The following is a 12,286-nucleotide window of genomic DNA, read 5'->3' on the forward strand; positions in this document are numbered from 1 at the left end:
CGAGTGGCCCCGATGCCGGTTTGCGGGCCGCAGCTTGTGAGGAGTTGGCGATGAGCGTGGTGGACGGGGCGAAGCGGGCCGACGGGACATCGCCGCCCGATCGGAGCGGATTGCGGCGAGTGGTCGCCGCGTCCATGGCGGGCACCGTGGTGGAGTGGTACGAGTTCTTCCTGTACGGCACCGCCGCGACGCTGGTGTTCAGCAAGATCTTCTTCCCGGAATCCGATAGCGAACTCGACGCGATCCTGAAGGCCTTCCTCACGTACGCGGTGGGTTTCGCTGCCCGGCCGCTGGGCGGGATCGTCTTCGGCCATTTCGGCGACAAGTACGGCCGCAAACGACTCCTGCAGTTCAGCTTGATCCTGGTGGGTGCGGCCACATTCCTGATGGGCTGCCTGCCCACCTACGGCCAGATCGGCTATCTGGCACCGGCACTCCTGGTCGTGCTGCGATTCCTGCAGGGTTTCGCGGTCGGCGGGGAATGGGGCGGCGCTGTTCTGCTGGTGGCCGAGCACAGCCCGAACAAGAGTCGCGGTTTCTGGGCCAGCTGGCCGCAGTCCGGTGTACCCGGCGGAAACCTGCTGGCCACGATCGTCCTGCTGGTCCTCACCACCATCCTGTCCGACGACGATTTCCTCTCCTGGGGCTGGCGGATCGCGTTCTGGCTGTCGGCCGTGGTGGTGCTGATCGGCTATTACATCCGCACCAAGGTGACCGACGCGCCGATCTTCACCGCGGCACAGAAGGAAGCCGAACAGGTACGGACCTCGTCCTTCAGCGCGATCGAAGTCCTGAAGCGGTATCCGCGGGGTGTCTTCACCGCGATGGGCCTGCGCTTCGGCGAGAACATCATGTACTACCTGGTGGTCACCTTCACCATCACGTATCTGAAGGTCCAGCACGATATGTCGACCAGCGACATCCTGTGGTGGCTGCTCGCCGCCCATGCCGTACATTTCGCGGCCGTCCCGCTGGTAGGCGCGCTCGCCGACCGGATCGGGCGGCGCCCGGTCTACCTGGCCGGCACGATCGGGGCGGGCATATGGGGTTTCGTCGCCTTCCCGATGATGGACACCGGAAACGGGTGGATCATCACCGCGGCGATCATGCTCGGCCTGATCGCGCACGCGTTCATGTACGCCCCGCAACCGGCGATCATGGCGGAGATGTTCCCGACCCGGATGCGGTACTCCGGCGTATCCCTCGGCTACCAGGTGACCTCGATCGTCGCCGGTTCCCTGGCCCCGGTGATCGCGGTGAAACTGCTGGACACTTTCGACTCCTCGGTCCCGATCGCCATCTACCTGGCGGCGGCGGCCGCGGTGACCGCGGTCGCAGTGCTGGCCGCACGGGAAACCAAGGGCTTCGACCTGGCCGATATCGACCGGGCGGACGCGGCCCGCGATACGGCGGCGGCCATCCGGCTGTAATTCGGTTCACCGCGGCGGCGGCACCGGAGATCACGTACCCACGTCGGCCGGACGTACCACCGGCCGCGGGAGTTCCGCGTCGAACAGACCTCGGGTCACCGGCCGACGAAGTGGTCGGCGACCCCCAGAGCACCACCGAACCCGACCGCCGCCGCGGTGAGCACACCGAAGATCCGCACCCAGATGTCGTGGCCGGTAACGGTGAATACGGGGACGCAGGTCGCGACCAAACCGAAGGCGCAGGATGCGACAAGGAGGATCCAGCCGCGACGGGTGGTGAGCAGATCGTGCCAGTCGAATTGCTCGAGCCAGTAGAGAACCGCGACCCCCGCCGCGACCCCGGCTCCCGCGGCCCCGGCCATAGGGCAGCCGCTCCCGCGCGCGACGATGCCGTAGACCAATCCGGCCAGTGTCGCTATCACGAACCATCCGAAACCCTTGGGGCTCACCAGGCCTGCGCCGCCGCTGACCCGAGCGGCACCCGTTCGGTCACTGCCGTTACCGGGATCCCGAGCACCGGGATCGGCCCCGGAGCCATTTGCCGTTGTCGTCATCGTTACGAAACGGATCCTTCTCGTTCGAGCGCCGTCCCGGCCCACGATCAGCAAGCCCTTGTGCGCACCTAGATCGTACAGCACCAACGGTTCTATGAATCACTACCGATTCGACGGGATGCGCGCGGCCGCCAGCACAAACCCGAACAGCCCGCGCCGCACGCGGACTCGACCCGAAAAGCAGAGGGTGGGACCACTTCCGTGGTCCCACCCTCCGGCGGTCGCGTACTCCGGCATCAGAGTTGCCGGGCGGTCACTCATCCCCCGACTGACCCTCGGCCGCTTCCCTTATCTCCTTGGCGTAGGCGAGCAAACGCTGCTTCTCCGCCTCCATCTCCCGCTCTATCTCCGCGGGGTCCAGGGCATTCCGTAGCCCGTCGAGGATGAACTCGCGCGCCAGCTCGGCGATCGAAATCTTGCGCAGGTTCGCGTAGCTCATCAATGTCCGGTAGTCCTTCGGGCGCAGCCGGATACTGAACGTGGTGTTCCCCGGGACGCCGTCTTGCGCTCCGGACGCTCTGGATCTTGCACTATCAGCCATCGAAGCTCCTATGAGAGAGGCAGAACGACGATTGCCGTTCTCACCGCAAAACACTTCGGTGCGCGAGTGACAATGGATGTGTCATAGGTTCCCCTCTATTCGTTTGAGATCGACGATTACAGCCACCGACAGATCCGATCCACAGAACCGTAGCACCTGTGCACCTTAAGTGGTCCCAGTATGGAGAAGCACAACAAACGGCCCTATACCGTGCGGAATACGGCTGGGGCCGCCCGCATGACGGCCCGGCAAATACGACATTCGACACGGCCGCACCGGAATCCGAATCCCGCCGAGCGTCGACCAGGTCCGTTTATGGGCACCGGAATCACGCCCGCCACGTGACGTAAGTCATGGCTGCCGCTGCGGCCACCACCTCCGGCCACCCAGCGACCGGTCGCGATTCGCATCGCACGTTTAACGCCGGCCGAGATTCCCGCCGAGCTGAAAAGTCATACCGTCTCTTCCTCGGAGATGATTTCGAAAACGAGGACCACCTCCGGCTCCTGATCATCGTTCGGATCATTGGTCGGAAAACATATATCGGCCATACCGGAAATACTTCCTTGAACGCCTCGGGGTAATTTCTCTGCTGTAGAACACGGCGTTTTATCGATTCCCCACCCCGAAGTCGATCGCCCGGCGAAATACAATTCGCCATATATTTGCCAATTGCATCTTGTCGAATGGGAACGAACCGCAATCCCACCGGATAGAGCGACCGCCCCAGCCCCGCCGCCGCATCGCCCGGGGCGGTAGCCCACGCCCAGAGCACCGGCGTACGTACCACAAAACAGGCCACTTGACATCGCTCGACCATATGTAAACCGGAGCCGTTCCTCCACCGCGCCGTTCATCACCTCTCCGGCCCGGCGATCCGGGCACCTACCTATTGGAGCTTTCAGCAGAGCCGATCGCAGCTGCAGGAAACGGGATGCGTCGAAGTTGCCCTACTACTCATCAGCAGTATGCCGGAGCCGGACGACATCTCCACGTGAACGGCCACCGGTACGGACCGCACCGGCTGAAGTAATCCATACCTAACCATCGGGAACCGTCCGCCGAACCATCTTCTGGCGTGATCGTTATATTTCGTAGATAACATCTGGGCATGCATGTTTCAAACCAGCGACCGCTCACGGGGGTTGTAACTCGTTCCAGAAAAAAGTTTCCAATATGGCAGTAAATGCCATTATTCGCATCGGAGCTGCGGATCGCGATTAACTTCCACCACGGAACCCGCAGGTAGCTACCGCAACCAGCAGCGATCCGACGAACCAGCGGAGCTCACATCGAGGTTCGGTGGAGCGATCCGGAGGCATCCGAATCGGCCGACCCACCGCCAGAGGAGTCAAAACCGACCTCAGGTATGTGAAAGGGTGTTGAAACCAACCCAACCGCCGCTCGGTTTCGGGGGCGCCACGGCGGGGCCGGTTCCGATCGCGACAAAACCTGGGAAGGAACACGTATGGAGCAAGACCCACGATCGTTCCGGCGCGACACCACCGAGAACGTATCCGTAGCCCCCGGTACCGATGAGATTGCCCCTGGCGCCGCCTCGGTCCAGTCCGCCGACTGCCCCGCGGACCGGACGGAGACCGACGACGACGTAGTGCTGAATTTCGTGGTCACCTGCCATCCCGAACAGCGGTGAGCACCGACCCGGCCGGACAGCCGATCATCCCGGGCGGATCGTCGTCCACTTCCCGCAGGCGGCATCCGCACGAGTCGGCGATGTCCGCGGGTGCCGGACCGCGACCGAGGGCACACCAGCCTGAGCCCCTCATATACCGGGGTACTCCGCGTGGACGTCGCCTTCGAACAGTCTCCAGTAGAAGGCGTTCATCTTCGCGGCGGCAGGTGCGTACCGGGTCAGGATCGCGGCCACCGCCGGTGGCACATCATCCGGGATGTGGCCGGCTGCGCACTGGCGTACGTACTCGTTGCGGGTGACCGGCCCGCCGCTGGACGGCATCGGTACCCCGCAGATATCGGTCACCAGCCAGTTGACCAGTCGCATGGCGGCGTAGCCCGCGTCGTGGGTGGCGTGGCGTTCGACGAAGTCACGCTCGGCGGCCGACAGGTCGAATCGCGGGGATGTGGCCAGACCGAAATCACTGAGATAGATCCGCTGCATATCGGTGCGCATATTGCCGAAATGCCCGTCCATATGCAGTAACTCCCGATCACGTAGGAACGTCACGACCTCGGAGAACTGGCGCTCGACTGTTGCGGCCTTGCCTGCCGGGTTTTCCCGCAGCCAGCCATCTATCGGGTATGGAATGTATTCGCAGAACAGCACGAGGCTGTGCGAGGCGGCGGCCAGCGCTTCGAGACGCGCACGCACGGCCGGGCAGCCGCCCTGAGCGGTGACCACCGCGTCGATATCGGCGTGTTCGGCCGCGACCGCCGAGCGACCCGGTAGCACCCGCCAGTGGTAGAGCACCGGGAAAGACTGTGTCTCACCGGCCAGTACGGCGTCGGTGACGACGATATTCGCGGCCAGCTCTCGCCACGCGTTGAAGCTGGGGCCGCCGACGCCGTACTGGCAGAACATCGGCAGATCGAACAGGTTCGCGGTGGAGCCCGGGTGGGCGAGCTCGAGGTCGGTCAGTGGGACGCGCTTGGCGAACACCGGCACGCTGTCCACGTCGATGAGCGCCGCGCCCCCACCCACACCCACGCTCACGACCCGACCGGCGTCGACGAGCTCAGCGAGCTCGAAATCGCCCCGGGAAGCCAGGAATTCCGAGACTCTTCGGTGGCGGGCAGTCCTGACAGCTGTCATCGCACGATTGTGTCACCGCCGACAGACCGGCGGTCAGAACACGAAATAGTCCGCCCTCGTTCACTTTTGATCGTTGATACTGCGACCACCCGATCGTCGTCCAGTTCGATCAGGCCCGCTGGAGAGAACTCAGGCAGGTCGAGTCAGGTGCGTGACCGCGCTGTACGGCCAGTCGCCGGGCCTGCGGGGGTCCGGTTGGGGACCGGTGGCTGCCGCTTGCATCTGCGGTGAGCTCAGCCGATCGAACCGGGCGGCGGCAGTCAGGATCGATTCCACGTATGCGGCGTGCCATCCGAGGTCTTCGAAGAAGGCGAGTCCGTTGGCGGGCAGGAAGGTCCACGGTGCGTGCCGCAACAATCCCTGGTTCCGGTCGGCCATCAGGGCCGCCACACCCGCAGTGCTGAAATCCAGGCACCAGCCCGCGACGGCGGGATGTCGCAGGGTCCGGGCCAGATCGATGACATTTTCCTCGCTCAGGTACATGACCAAGCCTTCGGTCACCACAAGAGCCTGCCGCGCGCCTTCGAGTGAATCGTCGAGGAAGGTGCTGAGCGCCTCGGCGTCGGTGATATCCAGGCTGGTGCGCACCAGCCGGCACCGGGGGTCGGCGTCGGCGAGCAGAGCAGTCTTCTCGGTGATCAACCCGGGCAGGTCGGCCTCGATCCACCGCAGGCCGGGCGGCAATGCCATGCGATAGGGGCGGGTATCGAGGCCGGCGCCGAGATTGACCACCACATCGCATCCCGCGGCGACGGCCGCGGTCACCCGATCGTCGACGAGCTTGGTACGCGAGACCAAGAACCAGTCGTCGGCGATGGATCGCGCTGCGGTGGCAGCGATCTCGTGTCCACGCGGGCCGGCCAGGCGGGCGGCGAACGGGTCCGCGAACAGAGCGTCGGGTCGCTTCGTTTCGGTGGCGCGGTGGACGGCGACCCAACGCGCAGTGTCGGAGACATGGCTTACCAGGGGTTGCTCAGTCATGGTTCGGCCTTCTTTCATCCGGCGCTCCAACACGGGGAGCATCCTCTATATTATTAGAGGATGGGACGGGCTACACGGAAGAGAAGTGGCCGACCACACTCTCCGACCGCCGAGTTCGTGGCAACCGCCCAAGGAGAACAGGCATGACCGAGCATGGAAGCAACGCGGAAACAGCCACACCCCGGGGAACAGCGAGGCGGACAGCAATCTGCGAAGCGGTGCTGGATCTGGCAGCGACCGGCGGTAGCCGAGCGGTGAGCCACCCCGCGATCGATCGAAGACTCGAGCTGCCACGAGGGTCGACGTCGTACTACTACCGCACTCGCCGGGAACTCCTCGATGCCGCGATCACCCATCTCACCGGCGCTTCGCGCGACGCCTTCCATACAGCCCTCGACCAGAAGCGGGATTTCAGCATCGAGAGCGCCACCGACCTCATCACCACCCAACTCGACCTGCTCCTGGGCCCCCGCCGCCGGGATGCGCTGGCCCGCTACGCGCTGTCCATCGACAGCGCCCTCGGCGACGACCTGCGCACCGCCCTCGCCGGATGCCTTTTCTCCCTACCCGCCGCACAATCACTGATGTCCGCATTCGGCGCCCCCGACCCCCACCGCGCCGCCCACGATCTGATCAGCCTGCTCGAAGGACTGCTCTTCGACCGCCTCCACGGCACCCGATCCCTGACCCATATCGAACCGGGAACCCCAGCCGGCCTCGCCGACCTGCGACCAGCCGTTCACCAGTGGCTGACCACCCTCACCTCGCATACCTGAACAGCCGCGCTTCGCGATTCGGCGGCGAGGACACGCGGTACGAGAGGAGCGACGGTGTCGGCGCGGACCGGGATAGAGCTTGAACGATGGACCGGCGAAGCGTACAGATCGATGCATGATCGGCGACCGGTGGGGCGTGAGCGACAGCGAGGTCACGCGCCCCTATCCGTGCGACGACTTCGTGAAGTCACCCGCGCTGGAGGTATGGCGGGGCGTGAGTGTCCGGGCGCCTTCCGAAGCGGTGTGGCCATGGGTCACACAAGTGCGGCTTGCGCCCTACTCGTACGACTGGATCGATAATCTGGGGCGCCGCTCACCTCGCGATCTCATCGATCTTCCCGAGCCGCAGGTCGGTGACAGGTTCACGGCCACCGGCGGACGCAGGCTGGGCCGGATCGTTTCGGTCGAGGCGGGAGAACAGCTGACCGGCAGCATCTCGAGCGCCGTCATGTCCTATGTCCTCGTGGCCGAGGGGCATGACACGACGCGCCTACTGTTCAAACTGGTTATGCGGACCAACCGCTTGGTGGCGCTCGGGCTGTCGGTCGGCGACCTGATCATGGCTCGGCGACAGCTGCTCAATCTGAAGCTACTCGCCGAGGGGCACCACGCCGGCCTGTGACGACGTGTTCTCAGCGAGCGCCGCGGCACCCCGGTTCAGGCAAGTAGCTCGTCGAGAGTGGTCGCGGTCAGTACTCGCACTGTCCAGATCCGCACCTGCTCGGGATCTGCTGAGCGGACCAGATGGGTGGAGGCGGCCGATAGCGGGCCGAATTTGGCGGTCATCAGCTCGAGCAGTGCTGCTGCCCGGCCGCGGGCTTCTCCGCGGGCCTCTCCGCGCGCTTCCCCGCGGGCTTCGATGGTTTCCGCTGTTGTCACGATCGCCTCCTTCGCTCGCGGACCGAGCCGCTCGAATACCGCCGCGAGGTCGGCCTCGGGGGTTTCGCCGACCCTCATGATGTAGGTCAGGACGGTCAGGTAATCGCCGAGGGGGTCCGGGCCGGACTCCAGTTCACGCAGGTCTTCGAGCCAGTCCAGCATATCGCGTCCCAGCGCCGGGTTCTTGGGTGCGATGCGCTGCAACACCAGCAAGACGCGGGTCGCGGGGGTTAGGTCGCGCTCACGAAGTGCCGTGAGATCTAGGGCGGCGATATCGTCGAGCAGAAACCGGAACCGGGGCAGGTACGGGCCCAGCGAGTCGCGGGCGTCGTCGTCGAGGTCGAGCAGGTCGGATAGTTCGGTGGGCGCGGACCAGGCCCTGCCCTCGGCGGTGTTGTGCACGACCAGCGGGATGATCGCGGGCAAGGTGGTCGCCTTGGTGACACCGGGGCGTTTGCGCCTACGGTCGCGGTAGTTGTCGGCCAGGTGCTGACGCCAGATGGCGACCATGTATTCGAGCATGCGGAAGGCCATGAACCGATCACTGCTGGATTGGTGTTCCATCAGGATGTAGATGTAGGCAGGGTGACCGTCGAGGCGGGTGCGGTAGAGCAGGTCGCTGTAGCGGTTGCGCAGGTCGGGGTGAACGAAGCTACCGGGTTGTAGCCGCAGTTCGGTCAGATCGAGACGGGAGATGAATGCCGCGGGCAGGGCGACGCGTATTTCGCAAGCGGCGTTGTCGCGGTGTGCCATGACTTTCCGGAAGTACGCATCGTGCGGGTTCGACCGCTGCGCTGATTCGCCTGTCATGGTCGTCAGGACCTCAGCCGTTGCTCTGCGACGGTGATCGCCTCACGGGTATCCGCGAGCTCGGCGGGCGACAGATCTACCGGGCAGTGGGTGAAGGTGTTGTCTTCCACGGTCTCCAAGGTCAGCCCGGCCGAGCCCATCAGTTCCCGGATCCGGCCCGCCGCGCGCAACAGCGAGGCCGCGGCCGCGGTTCCGGCGTCGAGGAGCTGATGCTGGTCGAAACTCGCGGCCAGTTCCCGGAAGGCAACCGCCAGTTCGGGATCCGCAAACGGGGTCGGTTCAGGAAGAGTGGATGCGCGATCGGGATAGCTCTCCCATGTCCAGCCGGGCCAGCGCACAGTAGCTTCGGCCACCAGAGAATCGGCGCTGTTGTCGAGTGACCACACCATGCCGGCCCGTTTTACGGGATCGAGGTCGATCCCCGACATGACCATAGCCGGGATACGTTTCGCCACGTCCCACCCGCTGACGGTCGCGACAAGAGCAGGGCCCTCGGCCAGCAGGGCGCCGGAATCGATCGGGGGCATGTAGAAGCGGGCGCGGCCCGTGGTGTCGGTGAGGGTGACCATGCATTCCGGCCATCGGCCCGCGCAGTAGTCGATCAGATCCAGCTCTCGATATTCCGCCCAATGCAGACGCCAGCCGGGCCATGTGATCGACATGACCTCGAATACCGCTTCCCGCAACGTGCTTTCCTCGCACGACGCCGAAAACCACAGCAGCATGCGCTGATCGAAGTCGATGACGGCTGCCGCTTCCAGGTCGGCAGTCCAGTTCTCGACCGGGCGCTGCGCAGTGGCGAACCGCAGCGCGGGCCCGGGGCCCGCCAACAGATCCAGGTGTAGTGACTGTCCACCCCATTGGGTGTAAAACCTTTGTTGTTTCCCCCGCTCGAGGGTAACGATCTCAGCTCGCGAACCCATGACCACAGCGTATAGACGCTGCGCATGAACAGGACCCTCTCGGCCCAAGCACGCCACCGGAGTTGCGGAACGGTCAGATGTGCAGGTCTCACATAAGCCACTCTCGCTGTCCGGCACGCCCCGAGCTCATCGGAGCAGTAGACGCGCCGGACCGAGCCGCGTAAACCCCCAGCGGCAGAGGAGGTTTGCCTCGGTCTCAGTTGTTTCCGGTTCGGGCAAGTCGATACCGGGGGACGGCGCAGGACCGGGGCGCATACCGCATCGCGATCAATTGGATACAAGTCCTGATTCACACCGGATGGGTGAGCGCGGCCAGGGCCATCGAGCGCAGAACCGACCGGGTGCGACCTCGGGCCGGGCCGGCGCTGTGGGGGGTGGAGTTGAGTAGACCGAAGATGGCGTGGGCGCGGACCCGGGCAGAGTCCTCGTCCAGGCCGGGGAGCAGTTCGCAGAGGATGCGCACCCAGATCTCCAGATAGCGGCGCTGGGTGCGGCGGATTTCGCGGCGCGCGGGTACCGGGACGTTGTCGAGGTCGCGGTCCTGGATGCGGATGAGTTCGGGTTCGCCGAGGGCGAAGTCGAGGTGGAAATCCACCAGTGCGGCCAGGGCTTGATCCGGGGTGGTGTCCGCAGCGACCGCGGTGCCACCCTCGAGCAGGCGGCGGCTGATCCCGACCAGCAGCTCCACCAGTAATGCCTCTTTGTTGGAGAAGTGCCGATAGACCGCGGGACCGCTGATACCGACCGCCGCGCCCAGGTCGTCGAGCCGCATGCCGAGGTAGCCGCGTTCGGCGATGAGCCGGGCGCCGGCGGCGAGCAGCTGGCCGCGGCGCTGCTGCTTCAACAGTTCGCGACGCGTGGGGGTGGCAGAATCAGGACTGGTCACCCGCACTACCTTCCCTTCCTCTGGACAACTCGGTTAGTCAAGATTAACCTCAATTCCAGTTATCAGCGACTAACTCAGATGGCAGGTTCATGTGATGACCCGCACCGCGAGCCCCTCGCCGACCATTCGGCCGGACACCGATAACCGGGCCGCCAATCTGGCCTTGGTCGACGAGTTGCGCCGCCGCCTCGCACTCACCGCCCGCGGCGGTCCGCAGAAGGCACGGGAGCGTCATATCGCCCGCGGCAAACTCCTGCCGCGCGACCGGGTGGACCAGCTGCTCGATCCCGGCAGCCCGTTCCTGGAGCTCTCGCCACTGGCCGCCGACGGGATGTACGGCGATGATTCGCCGGGCGCCGGAATCATCACCGGCATCGGGCGGGTGGCCGGTCGTGAATGCGTGATCGTCGCCAACGACGCCACGGTCAAGGGCGGCACCTACTACCCGATCACGGTCAAGAAACATCTGCGCGCCCAGGAAGTGGCGCTGCACAACAACCTGCCGTGCGTCTACCTCGTCGACTCCGGTGGCGCCTACCTGCCCGAACAGGACGAGGTGTTCCCCGACCGGGAACATTTCGGCCGCATCTTCTACAACCAGGCCACCATGAGCGCGCGGGGTATCGCGCAGATCGCGGCGGTCATGGGGTCGTGCACCGCGGGCGGCGCCTACGTTCCGGCGATGAGCGACGAGGCGGTGATCGTGCGGGATCAGGGCACGATCTTCCTCGGCGGGCCACCGCTGGTGAAGGCCGCGACCGGTGAGGTGGTGACCGCCGAGGAACTCGGTGGCGGCGCCCTGCATTCGCGCACCTCCGGGGTCACCGATCATCTGGCCGATGACGACCGGGACGCGCTGCGCACCGTGCGCCGCATTATCGGCACCCTCGGACCGCGCCCGGAACCGGCGTGGCAGGTCCGGCCCGCCCGTGAACCTGCCGCGGCAACCGGGGACCTGTACGACGTGGTCCCGGTCGATCTGCGCACCCCTTACGACGTGCACGAAGTAATCCACCGGATTGTCGACGCGGACGGCACCGGCGAGCCGGGGTTCCACGAATTCAAGGCCGAGTACGGCACCACCCTGGTCACCGGGTTCGCGCATATCCACGGCCACCCGGTGGGGATCGTCGCCAACAACGGTGTGCTGTTCGGCGAATCCGCCATGAAGGGCGCGCATTTCATCGAATTGTGCGATAAACGGGAGATCCCGCTGCTGTTCCTGCAGAACATCACCGGGTTCATGGTCGGGCGCGATTACGAGGCCTCCGGGATCGCCAAGCACGGCGCGAAGATGGTGACCGCGGTCGCGTGCGCGCGGGTTCCCAAGCTGACCGTGGTGATCGGCGGGTCCTACGGCGCGGGGAACTATTCGATGTGCGGGCGGGCCTACTCGCCGCGATTCCTGTGGATGTGGCCGAACGCCCGGATCTCGGTGATGGGCGGGGAGCAGGCGGCCTCGGTGCTGGCCACCGTGCGCGGTGACCAGCTCGACGGCAACGGTCAGCCGTGGAGCGAGGCCGATCAAGAGGCGTTCAAGGAGCCGATCCGCCGGCAGTACGAGGCGCAGGGCAACCCCTACTATTCGACCGCCCGGCTCTGGGACGACGGGGTCATCGATCCCGCCGATACCCGGACCGTGCTCGGACTGGCTCTCTCGGTGTGCTCGCAGGCACCGCTGGATCCGGTCTCCTACGGCGTCTTCAGGATGTGATCAC

The 12,286-nt window shown here is 65.3% G+C and carries 12 protein-coding genes; 5 read left to right on the forward strand and 7 right to left on the reverse strand.

Features of this window, described 5'->3' with window-relative positions:
- Window positions 1-50 precede the first annotated feature (50 nt).
- Window positions 51-1,430, forward strand: coding sequence for an MFS transporter (locus ABZ827_RS19940; RefSeq protein WP_357238548.1), 1,380 nt, complete (start codon window positions 51-53; stop codon window positions 1,428-1,430).
- A 95-nt stretch (window positions 1,431-1,525) separates the two neighbouring features.
- Here the strand turns inward: ABZ827_RS19940 and ABZ827_RS19945 are convergent, their stop codons facing one another.
- Both ABZ827_RS19945 and ABZ827_RS19950 read right to left on the reverse strand, forming a co-directional pair.
- A complete protein-coding gene (locus tag ABZ827_RS19945) occupies window positions 1,526-1,984 on the reverse strand; it encodes a hypothetical protein (RefSeq protein ID WP_357238550.1) in 459 nt (152 codons plus the stop codon).
- A gap of 253 nt (window positions 1,985-2,237) precedes the next feature.
- The gene (locus tag ABZ827_RS19950; protein ID WP_357238552.1) at window positions 2,238-2,525 is read right to left on the reverse strand and encodes a DUF6290 family protein; all 288 of its coding nucleotides are present in this window, start codon (window positions 2,523-2,525) and stop codon (window positions 2,238-2,240) included.
- Window positions 2,526-3,993: 1,468 nt separating this feature from the next.
- Between ABZ827_RS19950 and ABZ827_RS19955 the strand changes: the two genes are divergently transcribed.
- A complete protein-coding gene (locus ABZ827_RS19955; protein ID WP_357238554.1) occupies window positions 3,994-4,179 on the forward strand; it encodes a hypothetical protein in 186 nt (61 codons plus the stop codon).
- Between the two features lie 129 nt (window positions 4,180-4,308).
- On the opposite strand, the gene ABZ827_RS19960 is transcribed toward ABZ827_RS19955, so the two are convergent.
- Together ABZ827_RS19960 and ABZ827_RS19965 are read right to left on the reverse strand one after the other, a co-directional pair.
- A complete protein-coding gene (locus ABZ827_RS19960; protein WP_357238556.1) occupies window positions 4,309-5,313 on the reverse strand; it encodes a serine/threonine protein phosphatase in 1,005 nt (334 codons plus the stop codon).
- Window positions 5,314-5,442: 129 nt separating this feature from the next.
- A complete protein-coding gene (locus ABZ827_RS19965; protein WP_357238558.1) occupies window positions 5,443-6,294 on the reverse strand; it encodes an SAM-dependent methyltransferase in 852 nt (283 codons plus the stop codon).
- 143 nt (window positions 6,295-6,437) lie between these two features.
- Here ABZ827_RS19965 and ABZ827_RS19970 point away from each other — a divergent pair, with 143 nt between their 5' ends.
- Together ABZ827_RS19970 and ABZ827_RS19975 are read left to right on the forward strand one after the other, a co-directional pair.
- Window positions 6,438-7,070 carry a TetR family transcriptional regulator gene (locus ABZ827_RS19970; protein ID WP_357238560.1) on the forward strand — a complete coding sequence of 211 codons (633 nt, stop codon included), beginning with the start codon at window positions 6,438-6,440 and terminating at the stop codon, window positions 7,068-7,070.
- A gap of 115 nt (window positions 7,071-7,185) precedes the next feature.
- Window positions 7,186-7,692 (forward strand): polyketide cyclase, encoded by a 507-nt coding sequence (locus ABZ827_RS19975; RefSeq protein ID WP_357238562.1) that lies wholly within the window; start codon window positions 7,186-7,188, stop codon window positions 7,690-7,692.
- Between the two features lie 35 nt (window positions 7,693-7,727).
- Here the strand turns inward: ABZ827_RS19975 and ABZ827_RS19980 are convergent, their stop codons facing one another.
- From ABZ827_RS19980 to ABZ827_RS19990, 3 genes are all read right to left on the reverse strand, one after another.
- Window positions 7,728-8,759: an Rpn family recombination-promoting nuclease/putative transposase gene (locus ABZ827_RS19980; protein ID WP_357238564.1), complete on the reverse strand. Its 1,032-nt coding sequence runs from the start codon at window positions 8,757-8,759 to the stop codon at window positions 7,728-7,730.
- Between the two features lie 5 nt (window positions 8,760-8,764).
- Window positions 8,765-9,682, reverse strand: coding sequence for a hypothetical protein (locus tag ABZ827_RS19985; protein WP_357238566.1), 918 nt, complete (start codon window positions 9,680-9,682; stop codon window positions 8,765-8,767).
- Window positions 9,683-9,971: 289 nt separating this feature from the next.
- Entirely contained in the window at window positions 9,972-10,568 is a 597-nt protein-coding gene (locus tag ABZ827_RS19990; RefSeq protein WP_357238568.1) for a TetR/AcrR family transcriptional regulator, read from the reverse strand.
- 94 nt (window positions 10,569-10,662) lie between these two features.
- Between ABZ827_RS19990 and ABZ827_RS19995 the strand changes: the two genes are divergently transcribed.
- Window positions 10,663-12,282 carry a carboxyl transferase domain-containing protein gene (locus tag ABZ827_RS19995; protein ID WP_357238569.1) on the forward strand — a complete coding sequence of 540 codons (1,620 nt, stop codon included), beginning with the start codon at window positions 10,663-10,665 and terminating at the stop codon, window positions 12,280-12,282.
- The last annotated feature ends 4 nt before the right edge of the window (window positions 12,283-12,286 follow it).

This window comes from Nocardia sp. NPDC019395, assembly GCF_040632335.1.
Lineage (GTDB): Bacteria > Actinomycetota > Actinomycetes > Mycobacteriales > Mycobacteriaceae > Nocardia.